The sequence below is a fragment of the Paenibacillus diazotrophicus genome, from assembly GCF_042610465.1.
Window position 1 is genome coordinate 467024 of record NZ_JBGJZN010000003.1, and the last position, 16878, is coordinate 483901.

The window sequence follows — 16878 nt, forward strand, 5'->3', positions numbered from 1 at the left end:
CCACTAATGACTCAGATACAGGCCGTAGACGCTGATTTAGTTTCACTTTTTCCACTTAAGTTACAGAGGATATCTCCTCCATTCATTAATATGTGAAATACTCCTGTTGAAGAGTGAAATCAAGCTTTTTGGCCGTGAACGCGTAGTCTATCGGTTGAAATTGTATTTTTACTGCCCCTTCCTTTACAATGGAATTGACGGGCCTTCGGTGCAGACAGAAATGAAGAAGACCCAGTACGGAGTAAGGAGACAGATTATGCTTCAGAAGATTAAAAAGATCGACGGTGTCATCGTACTCATTCTATTGCTGCTGATGGTGGTCAGCATATTTTCCATATACAGCGTCACGCATGGACGGGATAAGCTGGATGGGGCGCATCTTCGGATGATCAAGTTCTATGTGTTGGGTATTATTGCTTTTATCGGCCTAACGTTTGTGGATTATCGTCTGCTCGTGAAATATGCACTTTATGTGTATATTGCGGGAGTGGGAATTCTGGTGCTGGTCAGTTTTATCGGTAAAGAGCAGAACGGAGCCCAGGGCTGGATTAAGGCCGGAGGCTTCAGTCTTCAGCCGGCGGAGCTGTTTAAGTTGATATTGATTCTTTTCCTGGCAGCAGTACTTGTCCGTAAGCACAAAAATAAGCTACTGTTCTGGAGAGATGTCGTCCCGCTCGGCCTGCTTACTATGCTCCCGTTCCTGATCGTCATCAGCCAGAATGACTTGGGTAATGCCCTTTCCTATATTATCATCCTGATCGGGCTGCTGTGGATCGGCAATATCAAGTTTTCCCATGCGCTGATCGGGCTGTTGGTGATAGGCGGGACGGCAGCCGGGGGAATTATGAGCTACATTCATTATCACGATGAAATCAAGGATTTCCTTACTGATATCGGACGTTCCCACTGGGTGGAGCGCTTTGATCCGTGGCTGGTCCCGGATGAAGCAACGGCCAAAGCCAGCTATCATACCAAAAATGCCAAGCTGGCCATTGCCTCGGGAGGCATGAGCGGTGAGGGTTACATGCAAGGCAGCTCCGTACAGACGGACCGGGTGCCGTACACCTATTCTGATTCTATTTTTGTAGAGATAGCCGAGGAATTTGGCTTTGTGGGTTCTGCGCTGGTATTGTTGCTCTATTTTATATTGATTCACCGGATGATTCTGATTGCGCTGGAGTCTAAAGACCGGGGTGGACCCTTCCTGATCGTCGGCATTGTTGCCATGATGCTGTACCAGATCTTCGAGAATATCGGTGCATTTATCGGCCTGATGCCGTTGACCGGGATTACGCTGCCGTTCATTAGCTACGGAGGAACTTCACTGATGATCAACATGGCCAGCATTGGCCTGGTTATGAGTGTCCGGCTGCATGGTCAGGAAGTAGAAGAGGATCTGCCGGCTCCTTCTTTATACAGTCCTCCGGCGAAGCAGGGATAATATTTAAGAAGAAACAGAAACCGCTGAAGCACATCTGATGATGGGCTCCGGCGGTTTTTTGTATTGCAGCGATGATTGCAGGGATAGTCCCGATACGGCCCCGCGAATTCATGGGCGGCGATTGAAAAATTGTATTTATATTGCAGCTTGCTTTAAAATGGAAATTAACGGTTTTCCTCTGAATGCATACTCCAGCGGGCAAGCCAAATCCAGGTACAGTTAGGGGTTAGCTCCATGCTGCAGAGGATCAAAAGGATCGATGGTGTCATTGTCGTAGTTCTGCTAATGCTGATGGTCATTAGTATTTTATCGATATACAGTGTCACGCACGGAAGGGATGACGACGGACTGCACATTCAGATGCTGAAATGGTATGGACTGGGCTTCTTTGTTTTCTTCGGATTGTCCCTGTTTGATTATCGTCTTCTGGTCAGGTATGCCCATTATATCTATATGCTGGGCGTGATGATTCTGCTGGTGGTCAGCTTTTTCGGGAAAGTAAAATATGGTGCGCGGGGCTGGCTGGAAGTAGGAGGATTAAGCGTTCAGCCGGCGGAGCTGTTCAAGCTGATTCTGATTCTGGCATTGGCCGCGCTGCTCGTCCGCAAAAATAAAAAAGAGCTACTGTTCTGGCGGGATGTCGTGCCGCTCAGTATGATTGCGCTGCTGCCATTTGTGATTGTCATCAGCCAGAATGATCTGGGCAATGCGTTGAGCTATATGGTCATCCTCTTAGGTCTGCTTTGGATTGGCCGGATCAAAGGGTCTCATGCGTTAATCGGCCTGATTGTTGGCGCTGTGGCAGTGGGAGGTTTTATTTACAGCTACATTCATTATCATGAGCAAATGACTCATTTCCTCAGTGAAACCATTGGCCGCAAGCATTTTGTGGCCCGCTTTGATCCCTGGCTGGTGCCGGAGCTGGCAAGCAGTGATGACAGCTACCAGACGCGCAATGCCAAAATAGCCATTGCCTCGGGCGGGCTTAGCGGGGAAGGATACATGCAGGGCGGATCAGTCCAGTCTGGTAAAATACCGGTACTGTATACGGATGCGATCTTTGCACAGATTGCGGAAGAATTCGGTTTCATAGGAGCAGCGCTGCTTCTGCTGCTGTTTTTTATTCTCATCCACCGGATGATTCTGATCGCCCTGGGATGCAGGGACCGTGCGGGGCCTTTTCTGATTATTGGGATTGTGGCTATGCTGCTGTATCAGATTCTTGAGAACATCGGCGCGTATATCGGCCTGATGCCGCTGACTGGAATTACGCTTCCGTTCATCAGCTATGGGGGGACCTCCATTCTGATCAATATGGCCAGTATGGGCATTGCGATGAGTGTGCTGCTGTATGGCCAGGATGTAGAGGACGACCTGCCGTTGCCTGTGGTGCATTTCTGAATTTTGTTAATTTAATAGATTGATAGGTTTGCAGTCTCTCTTTCCCGGGCATACTGGGGACATAAGCGTTTTGAGGGAGAGGGGCTGCTGGAGATGGAACAGAATAAGACTGGAAGACAGGATTCCTTGCGTGTAACTTTTAAGTATACTGCCATTTTTATTTGCTTTTTTATGATTCTCATGATGGCCTGGGAAGGGCAAAAAACTGATGCCGCCGTAGCAGATGGGGCGATTCCACAGGATTCCATCCGGCTGCGGATTCTAGCGAATTCAGATGCGGCAGGCGATCAGCTCGTCAAACGCCAGATCCGTGACAGTATTGTCGAACAGATGAACCAATGGGTGGCTTTGCTGGAAGATCCGCAGAGTCTGGAGCAGGCCCGGACGCTGATCCGGAGCCATTTGCCGGAGCTTGAAGCATTGGTGGCCCGGGAGCTGGAGAAGCGGGGGATTGATTATGGTTATAAAGTAGAGCTGGGAGTTGTTCCGTTCCCGACCAAAATGTACGGCGGCACGGTCTATCCGGCCGGAGAGTATGAAGCGGTGCGCATTACGCTGGGCGCCGGCAAAGGACAGAACTGGTGGTGCGTGCTGTTTCCGCCGCTGTGCTTCATTGATGCGGGGTCCGGGGATGCTGCGGCACCTGCTCCGGCCAAGGCCAAGACCGTCTCGGCCGCTGCAGCCGGAGACGGGGCCAAAGTGAAGGCTGCGGATCAAGGGGCGGTATCTGCAGCTACTGTTAATTCAAATGCATCTGCTGGAAGCGGAGAAGCGGAAGCGCCGAAGGTGCGGTTCTTCTTCTGGGATCTGCTGCAGTCGTTCTGGAGCTGGATTAGCGGATTATTCAGCTGAGATTCTATGAATCTATAACGGCCTATGTTACGATATAATGTGAACTGAATCGGATTTCATGCGGCGCCACCCTGGTGGGGCCGCTTTTGTTGAACCTATAAGGCTTTAAAGGCTGAATGCTATACAGTCACCCTATTTAGAAAGCTTGTGATAAGAATGACAGAACCTCAAGATTCCATGTTTGCGGTCCAGCGGCACAGCGGATCCATCGAAGCAACCCAGTATTGGAAGCTGTCTCCTGCAGGAGAAAGCGAAGCAGATTGCGCAACTTATCCGCAAAGTGCGGCAGACCGGGAAGCCATAGAAGAGGCGGCGGCTTTGCTGCGCGGAGGGAGCACCGTCGCTTTCCCGACCGAGACGGTATACGGTCTGGGAGCAGATGCCCGCAGCACGGCTGCAGTAGAAGCGGTGTTTGCCGCCAAGGGGCGGCCTTCCGATAATCCGCTGATCGTGCACATTTCCGAGCGGAGCGATTTGGACAGGCTGGTTACAGAGGTACACCCTTCCGCGGCGGCGCTGATCGACGCCTTTTGGCCTGGCCCGCTTACCGTGGTGCTGCCTGTCCGCGTGGGCGTATTGTCTCCGCTGGTGACGGCGGGCCTCGATACGGTTGGCGTGCGCATGCCGGACCACCCGCTTGCGCTGGCACTGATCCGCGCGGCGGGCTGTCCGGTGGCTGCTCCGAGCGCCAACCGCTCCGGGCGGCCGAGTCCTACACTGGCCGCCCATGTGTTAGAAGATCTCGCCGGATACATCGGCGGGGTGCTTGACGGCGGCGCGGCCGGAGTCGGCCTGGAGTCGACCGTCGTGCAGGTGCAGCCGGGCGGGACGGTAGCCGTGCTCCGTCCCGGCGGCATCACCGCCGAGCAGCTCGCGGCGGTGCTCGGTCCCGGGGCCGTCACCGCGGCCCCGGCCTCTGCGGAAGCGCCTGCGGCCGCTTCCTCTCATGCCCCCGGCGCGGCGCATGACGCCGGGGATAGCAGCCCGGCGCCGCGCGCACCGGGCATGAAGTACACGCACTACGCCCCGCGCGGAGCGCTTGGCGTAGTGCGCGGGGCTTCCGCGCAGCGCGTGGCGGAAGCTGCTGCGGGTCTGCTGCAGGCGGCGCACCGCGCCGGCGAGATTACGGGCCTGCTCCTCTTCGAGGAGCATAAGGCCCTATATCCCGCCAGCGTAGCTGCCTGCATGGTTTCCCTCGGCTCGCTGGCCTCGCCGGAGGAAGGGGCACGCTCCCTGTATGCCGCGCTGCGGCACTTCGATGAAGCGGGAGCGACCTACATTCTGGCCGAGGCCTGCCCGGATACCGGCCTCGGCGCAGCGATCATGAACCGGCTGATGAAGGCCGCCGGCGGAACCGTCATCGACGCCGGATAAACGGCCCTGTTTTTTGCCGCTGTACTTTGTGATTTGTACTTAGATCTGCATGCGGATTCGCTGCACATTCCTTTTCTTATCGGCATCTCCGGCCGCTTGCTTCCACTCGCAGTCATGAATCCCTCCTTGTCCGCATATGGTTATGGTACAAGACTTTCGGACGTTGGGGGTATAGACATGGATGTAGGGGGAGTATATGCTGGCTGGGGCCAAATCGTAACGATAGCCATTATGGCAATCGCGCTGGGGATGGACGCTTTTTCACTCGGTGTAGGCATCGGGATGAAGGGGATCCGCCTTTTGCATGTGCTGCAGCTCAGTCTCTTGATTGCTTTTTTTCATGTGCTGATGCCCCTGCTTGGCTTGTTCACCGGCAGTTATGTCGGACATTTTCTCGGACAAGTTGCCACTTATGCAGCCGGAGGGCTGCTCGTTCTACTCGGTGGGCATATGGTATTTAACTCCTTTCGGCCGGTTCATACCCGGCAGGAGCCAATGAATCACCGCAATTTTTGGGGGATGCTGCTGATTTCGCTCAGTGTGAGTATAGATTCATTTTCGGTAGGGGTTTCCCTGGGAATGTTTGTGAATAGCATAATGTTAACCGTGCTCGCCTTTGGCGCCTGCGGGGGGCTGATGTCAATATCCGGCCTGCTGCTGGGTAGAAGAGTCAGCCATGGGCTTGGTGATTACGGCGAGGCACTGGGCGGAGGGATCTTGCTCGCGTTTGGCTTGCTGTTCATCTTCTGATACAATAACGGCACAACAATATTTTATATATCCAATTCATTTGTTCATGGAGGTGGAAAGTATGCTGCATATTTTATTCGTCTGCACAGGTAATACGTGCCGTAGTCCTATGGCTGAGGGGCTTCTCCGGAAGCTTGCGAAGGAACGGGGAATCGACGTGGAAGTGCGGTCTGCAGGCGTTTCCGCCATTTCCGGTACTCCCTTGTCCAGACATGCCGCAGCGATTCTGCGGGACGAAGGAATTCATGATCATATCCTGTCCACGCAACTGAGTGGAGAGACAGTAGCATGGGCGGATCTGGTGCTGACCCTCACGGGAGGGCACAAAAGCCATTTGCTGCAGTATTTTCCGGAAGCCGTTGCGAAGACATATACGCTAAAAGAATATGTCTACGATGAAGAAGCCGTGAATGCGGATATCCGCGAGCTGGATAGCCTGTATGCGGACGCAGAGCTTAGTCTTGCACTGGGGGCAGAACCGAAATCTGCTGATCTGCAGCGGATCATAGAAATCCGTCAGCGGATTCCAAGCTTTGATATTTCCGATCCTTTTGGAGGTCCCAGGGAAGATTATGAGCTGGCTGCTGCCGAGATCCGGACGGCGCTGTACAGTCTTCTGGATAAGCTGGAGTCCTTACGCCGTTTGTAATGGTGGTTGATTTTTCGCAGCCATTCCTTTAAGATGATATTAAATATTATCCGGTTCCGGTGTAACTGGCGACAGATGTGGATCAAACCACGATGGAGCACTGGAATAAACGGCCGGTCGCCTGGGCAAAAGAGCACATCCGCAGTAGGTTGCGGACTGCTCTTTTTTGTTTAAATTGCAGGACTGCGGTTAGGCTTTAGGAATCATCTTTATACTTTTCGCTGAAACGGGACTGTCTTTGTAAAGGGATGGCCAAGCCGTTTCAACTTGCTTGAGGGAGGCGGAAGTAATGGATCAAGTCATGAAGCAGCACTCGGATTCACTAACAGCTGCAACCGCTACGGTGGTGCGGGAATTGGCGGAAGCCGGGAAGCTGGGACCTGGAAAAATCCTAGTCGTTGGTGCAAGCACAAGTGAGGTAGCCGGGGTCCATATCGGTACCGGCGGTGCACTGGAGGTGGCGCAGCAGCTGTTGGAGGGAATTGTTCAGGTTGCTGTGGAGAAAGGGTTTTACCCGGTATACCAGTGCTGTGAGCATTTGAACCGTTCGCTGGTTATGGAGCGTTCATTGCTGGAGAAGCTGGGGCTAAGGGAAGTATCGGCTGTGCCAATTCCGGGAGCTGGGGGGTCTATGGCAGCAGCAGCTTATCGCTCGATGTCTGATCCGGTACTTGCGGAAACGGTGGAGGCCCATGCCGGTATAGATATCGGTGAGACGCTAATCGGTATGCATTTGCGCCGGGTAGCGGTGCCTTTCCGGCCAAGCTTGCGTTACATTGGCTCAGCCCGGGTGAATGCGGCCTGGAGCAGGCCTCCGCTGATCGGGGGGGAACGAGCAGTCTATCGGACTCCGGAGACCAGCGGTACAGGCAATTGCGATTAATCCGTCTTGCTTAACGGAACGCTCCTGAATATTGAGTTAGTCTTTTCACAACATACACTAAAGAGCACTAGGGAGGAAATGAAAATCATGGAACAATTGCGTAAGAATGACCCGGCAGTACTGGAAGCGATGGGACTGGAGCTTAGCCGTCAGCGTGCCAACATTGAGCTTATTGCCTCGGAGAATATCGTCAGCGAAGCAGTCATGGAAGCGATGGGTTCTGTGCTCACAAACAAATACGCCGAGGGTTACCCAGGCAAACGGTATTATGGCGGTTGTGAAGATGTGGATATTGTTGAGAATCTGGCCCGTGACCGCGCCAAGCAGCTCTTCGGTGCGGATCATGCCAATGTACAGCCACACTCCGGTGCCCAGGCCAATATGGCCGTTTATCTAGCTGCACTGAATCCCGGCGACACTGTCCTGGGGATGAATCTGGCACATGGCGGTCATCTCACACATGGCAGCCCAGTGAATGCTTCCGGCCTCTTATATAACTTTGTGGCTTATGGCGTACAGGAAGATACCTTCCTGATTGATTATAATGAAGTCCGCAAGGCTGCTTTCAAGCATCGTCCAAAATTGATTGTTGCGGGAGCAAGTGCATATCCGCGTACGATCGACTTTGAAGCTCTGGGCTCAATAGCGAACGATGTAGGCGCATTGTTCATGGTGGATATGGCTCATATCGCCGGACTGGTGGCTGCCGGCCTTCACCCGAGCCCCGTTCCGCATGCCCATTTTGTAACTACAACCACGCACAAGACCCTACGCGGTCCACGCGGAGGGATGATTCTCTGCAGACAGCCTTGGGCAGCTGCAATCGACAAGGCTGTATTCCCGGGTTCGCAGGGCGGACCGCTCATGCATGTGATTGCATCCAAGGCGGTTTCCTTTGGGGAAGCTCTTCAGCCTTCCTTCAAAACGTATGCCGAGAATGTGGTGAAGAACGCCAAGGTACTGGCAGAAACACTGATGGGTGAGGGCGTTAACATTGTATCCGGCGGTACTGACAACCACTTAATGCTGCTTGATACCCGCAATCTCAATATCACAGGCAAGGATGCCGAGAAGGTTCTCGATTCTATCGGAATTACTGTGAATAAGAATGCTATCCCGTTTGATCCAACCAGCCCATTTGTGACTAGCGGAATCCGTATTGGTACACCTGCTGTCACTTCACGGGGAATGGACGAACAGGCGATGGTTACTATCGGCCGCATTATCGCGAACGTTCTGAAGAATCCATCGGATGAAGGAAAGCTCGCTGACGCCGCACGTGAAGTGGCTGCACTGACTGAGCAATACCCGATCTATCCAGGTCTGCAATACTAAACAAAAGATAACAGCGGAGTAACGTCTCCAGCTTGTGGTACCAAAAGCCTTTACAGACATCGGTCTCCGGTGCTGTAAAGGCTTTTTTATGGTTCGAGAAATAATACTATGTGGCTAATTCAGTTGTTGCATAATGTTCACATTTGCTACACGTGTTTTTACCGAAAATACTCATGAAAAAATCATGAAAGTTCATGGAATTTTCAATAAAATTGGTGAAAGAAATGTGAAAAGTATGAATTGATTAAAATAGCATAAACTAAGCCGGATTACATTTTTAACGAAAAAGGACATTTTCCTGCCCTTTAGCCCAAGCCGGGTCGAACAGTAAGGCAATTCCGTTCTTTGGAACCAGCCTTTCTTAGGTGAAATACACCTCGGGTGATGATATAATAGACAAGATTTAGCCAGGGGAGAAAGCAAAAGCGCTTTCTGCGGCTATAAATAAGACTCACAATTACCGGAGGGACAAGAATGGGAAAATTGGTGATTTGCGATCATCCTTTGATTCAGCACAAATTAACATTTATTCGCGATGTGCGGACGAACACGAAAGAGTTCAGAGAGCATGTTGATGAAGTCGCTACACTTATGGCATATGAGATTACGCGTGACATTCCGCTTGAGACCATTACTGTGCAGACGCCTGTAGCAGAAACAGAGAGTAAAGTGATTTCCGGAAGAATGCTGGGATTGATTCCGATTCTGCGTGCCGGGCTTGGAATGCTTGAAGGTGTCTTGAAGCTGCTTCCTGCTGCCAAGGTAGGACATGTCGGATTGTTCCGTGATCCCGATACCCTTCAACCGGTTGAATATTACATCAAGCTTCCTACCGATGTTCAAGAACGTGAATTGATTGTGATTGATCCGATGCTGGCTACAGGCGGATCTGCTATTGCCGCGATCACCTCGCTGAAGAACCGCGGATGCACACAGATCAAGATGATGAACCTGATAGCGGCTCCCGAAGGTGTTGCTGCTGTACAAGCTGCCCATCCTGATGTTGATATCTATGTTGCTGCGCTGGATGACCACCTGAATGAACACGGTTATATTGTGCCAGGGCTTGGAGATGCCGGTGACCGGTTGTATGGAACCAAGTAAAGCCTTATCAAGAGCAGTAGTATAGATTAACTAAACAGACGAAGTATAATGAAGTGTTTATGAAGAAAGGGTAGGGGTTATGTCCAAAATTAAAGTGATGACGATTTTCGGAGTGCGCCCCGAGGCGATCAAAATGGCGCCTTTGGTGCTGGAGCTTGCCAGACATCCTGAACACATTGAATCCGTTGTTTGCGTAACGGCGCAGCACCGTGAGCTGTTGGACCAGGTGCTGGAGGTCTTCCGCATCACTCCTGATTATGATCTGGATGTGATGAAGGACCGCCAGACGCTGAATGAGATTACCATCCGGGTACTGGAGGGACTGGAGCCGGTGCTTCGGGAAGCTAAGCCGGACCTTGTGCTGGTGCATGGCGATACACTTACCACCTTCCTTGCCAGCTATGCTTCATTCCTGCAGCAAATTCAGGTAGGCCATGTGGAAGCGGGACTTCGGACCTGGAACAAGCTGTCTCCTTATCCTGAGGAAATGAACCGTCAGTTGACGGGAGTTCTTGCAGACCTGCACTTTGCTCCGACGGATTGGTCAGCAGGAAATCTGAGACACGAGAACAAAAAAGAATCAAGTATTTATATCACAGGCAACACTGTAACCGATGTGTTTCAATATACCGTACAGCCGGACTACCGGCATCCTGTACTGGATTTTGCTTCAGGAAAACGACTTATTTTAATGACGGCGCACCGCAGAGAATCTCAAGGCGAACCGCACCGTCATATTTTCCGTGCTGTCAAAAGAATCGCTGATGAATTTGAAGATGTAGCCATAGTCTATCCTGTGCATCCGAGTCCAGCAGTCAAGGAACCGGCTCATGAGATACTCGGCGGACACCCAAGAATCAAGCTGATCGATCCGCTGGATGTCGTTGACCTGCATAATTTTTATCCGCATACCCACCTGATATTGACCGATTCCGGCGGCCTGCAGGAGGAAGCTCCCTCCTTTGGGGTTCCTGTGCTTGTGCTGCGTGATACAACCGAGCGCCCGGAAGGGATTGAAGCCGGAACACTGGAACTTGTGGGGACGGACGAAGAGAAGGTGTATCAACGGACACATGCGCTTTTGACTGATCAGAATCTCTATCAGTCGATGAGCCGGGCCGCCAACCCGTATGGAGACGGTAAAGCCTCACAGAGAATTGTCAATGCGATTTTGCATCATTTCGGTGTTGTCGAAGACCGTCCGGAAGAGTTTCACAGAATGTTCACAAAATGAACAGCAAAGCTTGAAAACGATATTCTGAACACACCAAAATCAACATACAGTAAAACTGTACGGTTTATATGGTTTTGGAATCTTTTGCTGTGATTATTTTCATACTTTCATCCGAAAAACCCATGATTTGCGCTGGATTGACAAACTCTTGTAACATTCAGTAAAATGAATGGGACTTCTAAGGATGTGTTGAAATGAAGGGCCCTGATAAGCCTGAGAAACCGCATAAACCAACGGGTCATGCGCTGAAAGCCATGAGTCTTGTCAGCGCTGTCGGTATTGATTTGGCCGCCTTTACATTGGGCGGTTATTTCTTGGGAGCGTGGCTCGACAAGAAGTGGAACAGCTCCGGTCTCGGTGTGGCACTTGGTGTCATTTTGGGTGTGCTGTGCGGGATAGCAGGTGTCATCTTCATTATTAAAGCTGTCATGGAGGAAAGTGATGGATGATTTGTCTCGATACCGCAAGGTATTGGCACTGGCAACACTTTGCTTCGTGGTTGTATGCGTTCTTGCTGCGTCTGTACTCCCGGATTTTCGGACTATAGGCTTTGGTATGGCGCTCGGCGGAGCCATTGGCTGCATTAATGTGACCTACCTGGGCTACAAAGTCCGGCAAGTGGCGGATACTATGGCAGGTGAAGGCAAGAGACGTGTAAGCCTGGGTTATCTAACCCGTGCTGCGCTAAGTCTCTTGGGTGTAATGGTAGCCTTTAAAGCACCGCAGATCTTCAATATGGTTGCGGTGGCTGGCAGTTTGCTCTTGGCTCCAATTCTTCTTATTATAATAGGAATTGGGTTTTCGCGTAGAGAAAGTTAAAGGCTGCAACGGAGAAAGGGGTGAGAATAAAATGCATAAATCACCAATTATTGATTTGGCCGGTTTTCAAATTGACCTATCTATCGTGTTTATGCTATTAGTGACCTGTACCATTGTTTTTGTGCTCGCGCTTCTGGCAACGCGCAATTTATCGGTTGAGAATCCCGGCAAACTGCAAAATTTCCTGGAATGGGCAGTTGAATTTGTACAGGGCCTGATTTCAAGTACAATGGACCTCAAAAAAGGCAAACCGTTTCTTTCTCTGGGCTTGGCGCTGATCATGTTCTTGTTTGTAGGCAACCTTCTCGGACTTCCGTTAGGGATTGTCACAGATTATCATGATGCGGAGCATGCCAAAGTGTTTGGCAAGGAGATTGTTTCCGTAACCAAAGAACTGGACAAACTTCATGCTGATGCTGAATCGGGAACGGTTTCTACCGACTCCCATGAAGAGATTGAAGTAGGTGTGGCTTGGTGGAAATCCCCTACAGCTGACCCTGCGGTAGCAATGGGACTTGCGGTTATGATTTTCCTGATGACCCACATTGTGGGTATGACGCGCAATACCAAAAACTATTTCAAACACTATTTTGAACCTTACCCGTTCTTCTTCCCGATCAATTTGATTGAGCAGGTATCGAAGCTGCTGACACACGGCATGCGTCTTTTCGGTAATATCTTTGCCGGTGAGGTTCTGATATCCGTTATCCTCAAATTGGCGGCGCTGGGTGTAGGGGGCTGGATCGCTTCTGTGCTTGGCTTGATTGTCTGGCAGGGATTCAGTATATTCATCGGTACCATCCAGGCTTTCATCTTCGTAATGCTGACTATGGTGTATTTCTCGCAAATGCTGGAAACCCATGACGAGCATTAGGGTGCAAAAGATTTACGAATACTAGATTTATGCCAAGGCGGAATCAATTTTCGAGTCTGGCTCATTAATACACACTAAAACATATCTTTGAGGAGGATTTACACAATGGGAGTTATGGCTTATTTGGCAGCTGCAATTGCAGTAGGTTTGGGAGCGCTTGGCGCCGGTATTGGTAACGGTCTGATCGTAAGTAAAACAGTAGAAGGTATCGCCCGTCAGCCGGAAGCGAAATCCACGCTGCAGACTACAATGTTCATCGGGGTCGCACTGGTAGAAGCCCTGCCGATCATCGGTGTAGTACTTGCGTTCATGTTCTATGTTGGAGCTTAATTAATTACACATGTTTGGCGGGGAAGGCCACAGCCCTCCGCGCCTTCTTTTTAGAAAAGACCTAAGATATGAACGTGCAACAGAAAGGAGTGTCTAACATTGTCTTTTGTATGGGAATCTTCCGTGTTGGCAATTATTGCCTTCGGGATTTTATACTTTTTGCTCAACAAGTATGCTTTCGGGCCGTTGTTTTCCGTGATGGAGAAACGCCGCGAGCTCGTGCTGCAGCAGATGAATGAAGCTGCTCAGACCCGCGAACAGGCTGTTTCTTATGTTGAAGAGCAGAAACAGGCGCTTCAAACTGCCCGCAAAGAGGCTCTTGAGATTATTGAGCAGTCCAGACAGACCAGCAGCAAGCAGACTGAACAGTTGATCGGTCAGGCTAAGGTCGAGGCTTCACGCATCAAGGACGAGGCAGTTCGTGATATCCAGAACGAGAAGAACAAAGCGGTTGAAGAACTGCGCGGCGAACTGGGAGCGGCATCTGTCAAAATCGCATCCAAGCTGCTTCAAAAAGAAGTCAGCACTGATCCTGCGCAAGAAGGGCTTGTTGACCAATACCTCAAAGAGGTCGGAGGCCGGTCATGAGTCAGGATACGATAGTCGCCAAAAGATATGCGAAGGCATTGTTCGAGGTTGCTTTTGAAGAACGGCAGACCCTGGAAATCGAAGAGGAGCTGAAAAGCCTGGTTACTGCACTGAATACAGATGCAGAGCTTCAGAGATTTATCAGCTCTCCGAGAATCTCCGGTGATGACAAGCTTGCTGTGCTGAAAAAAGCGTTGGAAGGCAAGCTGTCGGGGGCGGTTATCAACACTCTGGAAATTCTGATGAAGCGGGGCAGAATGGATATTCTTCCGGATCTGCTGGACAGCTATATCAAGATTGAAGGGGATAGTCTTGGTCTGGCAGATGCCACCGTCTATTCAACCTATTCGCTCAGTAGTAGCGAGCTAACCCAGGTTGCCGAGGAATTCGGCCGTTTGTCTGGCCGGAATATCCGTATCACAAATGTGATTGATAAGAGCTTGCTTGGCGGACTGAAGGTCATCATTGGCGATACGCTGTATGATGGCAGCCTGTCCGGCAAACTTACGCGTCTTGAGAAATCTTTTAATGAGAAGCATAGAAGATAGGGGTGAGGATATTGAGCATTAGACCTGAAGAGATCAGCAGTTTGATCAAAAGTCAAATTGAGCAATATAAAGCCGATATCGAAGTGGCCGAAATCGGCACCGTCATTCAAGTCGGCGACGGTATCGCCCGTGTCTACGGTCTGGAAAACGCGATGGCAGGGGAACTGCTGGAGTTCTCCAACGGAGTAGTGGGCATGGCGCTCAACCTGGAAGAAAGCAACGTCGGTGTTGTTATCCTGGGTGAGTACACGGAAATTCGTGAAGGCGATCAAGTAAAACGTACAGGACAAATTATGCAGGTTCCCGTGGGCGAAGCTCTACTGGGCCGTGTAGTAAATGCATTGGGTCAGCCGGTAGACGGCAAAGGTCCAATTGCAACAACGGAATTCCGTCCTGTGGAAAACAATGCACCAGGCGTTATCGATCGTAAATCGGTGCATGAGCCCATGCAGACAGGTCTTAAGGCCGTAGATGCGATGGTGCCAATCGGCCGCGGACAACGCGAGCTCATCATCGGTGACCGTCAGACAGGTAAAACAGCAATCGCTATTGATGCGATTATCAACCAAAAAGGCAACGGCATGAAATGTATCTATGTTGCCATCGGCCAGAAGCAATCCACGGTAGCACAAGTTGTTGAAACCCTTCGCCGCCACGGCGCGCTGGATTATACAATCGTTGTAACCGCGTCCGCTTCCGAGCCTTCACCGCTGCTGTATCTTGCTCCATATGCAGGGTGCGCAATGGGCGAATATTTCATGTACAAAGGCGAACACGTTCTTGTTATCTATGATGACCTTTCGAAGCAAGCCTCGGCTTACCGCGAATTGTCCTTGCTGCTCCGCCGTCCACCGGGCCGCGAAGCATTCCCTGGTGACGTATTCTATCTGCACTCCCGTTTGCTGGAACGTGCAGCTAAGCTTAGCGATGCACTTGGCGGGGGTTCATTAACCGCTCTGCCATTTATCGAAACACAGGCCTCTGACGTATCGGCGTACATTCCTACGAATGTAATCTCGATTACAGACGGTCAAATCTTCCTCGAATCCGACTTGTTCAACTCCGGTCAACGTCCGGCGATCAACGTGGGTATCTCAGTATCCCGTGTTGGTGGTTCGGCACAGATCAAAGCGATGAAGAAGGTTGCCGGCTCACTTCGTCTGGATTTGGCCCAATACCGCGAACTTCAGGCGTTCTCCCAGTTCGGTTCCGATCTGGATAAATCTACGCAAGCCCGTTTGAACCGTGGTGCGCGCATGATGGAGATTCTGAAACAGGGTGTTAACCAGCCACTCTCCGTTGAACATCAGGTTATCAGCTTGTATACCGCTGTCAAAGGACATCTGGATGATATTCCTGTCAAAGACGTTAGACGTTTTGAAAAGGAATTCTTGGCTTATGTGGACAGCAATGCTGCTGATATTGCTAAATCCATTACCGACACCAAGGATTTGACTGCCGATAACGAAGCTGCTCTTAAGGCCGCTATCGATAAGTTCAAGAGAGCTTTCGCAACCAGCTAAGCTCTACAGTCATTCTATGGATATTTCAAACCGAGCTTTGGCCTAGCCAAAGCTCTGGAATATGCTTAAGAACGGGCTTTGAATATCGTCAAAGTTCAGATAAAGCTTGCGAAGTTAGCATTATTTCGTCAAAGCTCAGATTATGCTTACGAAGTTAGCTTTGACTTCGTCAAAGCTCTAAGGTGGTGAAATCATGGCAAGAAGCATGCGTGATATTAAACGTCAAATCAAGAGCGTTCAGAACACCAGACAGATCACTAAAGCCATGGAGATGGTTGCCGCCTCCAAGCTGCGCAAAGCACAGGAAAAGGCAGAAGCGGCCCGTCCTTATTCAGAAAAGCTGAAAGAGGTTGTAACGAGTATCGCTTCCGGCTCACAGAATGCTACACATCCAATGCTGGTCAGCCGTCCCGTGAAGAAAACTGCGTATCTGATTGTTACCTCTGACAGAGGTCTGGCAGGCGGATACAATGCGAATATTCTGCGTAAAGTGACCATGCTGCTGGCGGAGCGCCATAAATCAAAGGATGAGTATGCTCTGTTCGTTATCGGCCGCAAAGGCCGTGACTTTCTGCGCCGCCGTGAATATCCGATCGTGGAGGAAGTTACCGAGCTCTCCGATACACCTAAGTTTGCTGACATTAAGTCGATTGCTTACTCTGCGGTACAGCAGTTTGAAACAGGCGTGTACGATGAACTGTACGTCTGCTATAACCGTTTTGTAAATGCGATCAGTCAAGTGCCTACTGTTGATCGGCTGCTGCCTATGGAAGCGGTGGAACAGCATGAAGGTAAGGCAGAAGGCTTACAAGCCACGTACGAATATGAGCCTTCAGCTGAAGGCGTGTTAGAAGTACTGCTGCCGAAGTATGCGGAAACACTGATTTACAGCGCTATTCTGGATGGCAAGGCCAGTGAGCTGGGTGCGAAAATGACAGCAATGGGCAGTGCAACGAAGAATGCGTCAAAAATGATCGGAGAACTTACGCTTACGTATAACCGTGCCCGTCAGGCGGCTATTACGCAGGAAATTACCGAGATCGTGGCCGGAGCAAACGCGCAGTCTTAAAATATATGCGAAGCCAAACTCTTCAGCTTATATTTTCACAGGAAACGGGTGCCGTATAAGAGAGTTGTTCCGCTTATGCGGTGCGGTGATTTCTTTTTAATGCA

Annotated in this window: 18 protein-coding genes and 1 riboswitch; all 18 genes read left to right on the forward strand. The window is 50.7% G+C overall.

Translation table 11 applies throughout. The features are described from left to right. The first annotated feature begins 256 nt into the window (after positions 1-256). Entirely contained in the window at positions 257-1441 is a 1185-nt protein-coding gene (locus ACAN54_RS16210; RefSeq protein WP_379157096.1) for an FtsW/RodA/SpoVE family cell cycle protein, read from the forward strand. A gap of 234 nt (positions 1442-1675) precedes the next feature. Then, positions 1676-2842 carry an FtsW/RodA/SpoVE family cell cycle protein gene (locus ACAN54_RS16215; RefSeq protein WP_379157099.1) on the forward strand — a complete coding sequence of 389 codons (1167 nt, stop codon included), beginning with the start codon at positions 1676-1678 and terminating at the stop codon, positions 2840-2842. A gap of 93 nt (positions 2843-2935) precedes the next feature. Further along, the gene (gene spoIIR / locus ACAN54_RS16220; RefSeq protein ID WP_379157102.1) at positions 2936-3694 is read left to right on the forward strand and encodes a stage II sporulation protein R; all 759 of its coding nucleotides are present in this window, start codon (positions 2936-2938) and stop codon (positions 3692-3694) included. 156 nt (positions 3695-3850) lie between these two features. Next, positions 3851-5068: an L-threonylcarbamoyladenylate synthase gene (locus ACAN54_RS16225; protein WP_379157106.1), complete on the forward strand. Its 1218-nt coding sequence runs from the start codon at positions 3851-3853 to the stop codon at positions 5066-5068. Between the two features lie 177 nt (positions 5069-5245). Continuing rightward, entirely contained in the window at positions 5246-5818 is a 573-nt protein-coding gene (locus ACAN54_RS16230; RefSeq protein WP_379157529.1) for a manganese efflux pump MntP, read from the forward strand. Between the two features lie 61 nt (positions 5819-5879). Next, on the forward strand, positions 5880-6467 hold the full coding sequence (locus tag ACAN54_RS16235; protein WP_379157110.1) for a low molecular weight protein arginine phosphatase: 588 nt from the start codon (positions 5880-5882) through the stop codon (positions 6465-6467). Positions 6468-6518: 51 nt separating this feature from the next. Further along, a riboswitch (ZMP/ZTP riboswitch) is annotated at positions 6519-6601 on the forward strand. A 155-nt stretch (positions 6602-6756) separates the two neighbouring features. After that, positions 6757-7350, forward strand: coding sequence for a TIGR01440 family protein (locus ACAN54_RS16240; RefSeq protein ID WP_379157113.1), 594 nt, complete (start codon positions 6757-6759; stop codon positions 7348-7350). An 84-nt stretch (positions 7351-7434) separates the two neighbouring features. Beyond that, positions 7435-8685: a serine hydroxymethyltransferase gene (glyA, locus tag ACAN54_RS16245; RefSeq protein ID WP_379157532.1), complete on the forward strand. Its 1251-nt coding sequence runs from the start codon at positions 7435-7437 to the stop codon at positions 8683-8685. A 474-nt stretch (positions 8686-9159) separates the two neighbouring features. Beyond that, entirely contained in the window at positions 9160-9789 is a 630-nt protein-coding gene (gene upp / locus ACAN54_RS16250; RefSeq protein WP_087918508.1) for a uracil phosphoribosyltransferase, read from the forward strand. Between the two features lie 79 nt (positions 9790-9868). Then, a complete protein-coding gene (wecB, locus tag ACAN54_RS16255; RefSeq protein ID WP_379157117.1) occupies positions 9869-11023 on the forward strand; it encodes a non-hydrolyzing UDP-N-acetylglucosamine 2-epimerase in 1155 nt (384 codons plus the stop codon). Positions 11024-11217: 194 nt separating this feature from the next. Then, the gene (locus ACAN54_RS16260) at positions 11218-11472 is read left to right on the forward strand and encodes an AtpZ/AtpI family protein (protein WP_379157121.1); all 255 of its coding nucleotides are present in this window, start codon (positions 11218-11220) and stop codon (positions 11470-11472) included. After that, positions 11465-11842, forward strand: coding sequence for an ATP synthase subunit I (locus ACAN54_RS16265; protein ID WP_379157124.1), 378 nt, complete (start codon positions 11465-11467; stop codon positions 11840-11842). Before ACAN54_RS16260 ends, ACAN54_RS16265 begins: the two co-directional genes overlap by 8 nt. A 31-nt stretch (positions 11843-11873) precedes the next feature. Continuing rightward, on the forward strand, positions 11874-12716 hold the full coding sequence (atpB, locus tag ACAN54_RS16270) for a F0F1 ATP synthase subunit A (protein WP_379157127.1): 843 nt from the start codon (positions 11874-11876) through the stop codon (positions 12714-12716). A gap of 105 nt (positions 12717-12821) precedes the next feature. Further along, complete coding sequence (atpE, locus tag ACAN54_RS16275; protein WP_025709067.1) at positions 12822-13046, forward strand: F0F1 ATP synthase subunit C; 225 nt, start codon at positions 12822-12824, stop codon at positions 13044-13046. 99 nt (positions 13047-13145) lie between these two features. Then, positions 13146-13634 carry a F0F1 ATP synthase subunit B gene (atpF, locus tag ACAN54_RS16280; protein ID WP_379157130.1) on the forward strand — a complete coding sequence of 163 codons (489 nt, stop codon included), beginning with the start codon at positions 13146-13148 and terminating at the stop codon, positions 13632-13634. Continuing rightward, positions 13631-14182 (forward strand): F0F1 ATP synthase subunit delta, encoded by a 552-nt coding sequence (locus ACAN54_RS16285; RefSeq protein WP_379157134.1) that lies wholly within the window; start codon positions 13631-13633, stop codon positions 14180-14182. The genes atpF and ACAN54_RS16285 overlap by 4 nt, the downstream gene beginning before the upstream one ends. A gap of 11 nt (positions 14183-14193) precedes the next feature. Then, on the forward strand, positions 14194-15705 hold the full coding sequence (gene atpA / locus ACAN54_RS16290; protein ID WP_379157137.1) for a F0F1 ATP synthase subunit alpha: 1512 nt from the start codon (positions 14194-14196) through the stop codon (positions 15703-15705). Positions 15706-15898: 193 nt separating this feature from the next. Beyond that, positions 15899-16774: an ATP synthase F1 subunit gamma gene (gene atpG / locus ACAN54_RS16295; protein WP_379157140.1), complete on the forward strand. Its 876-nt coding sequence runs from the start codon at positions 15899-15901 to the stop codon at positions 16772-16774. The last annotated feature ends 104 nt before the right edge of the window (positions 16775-16878 follow it).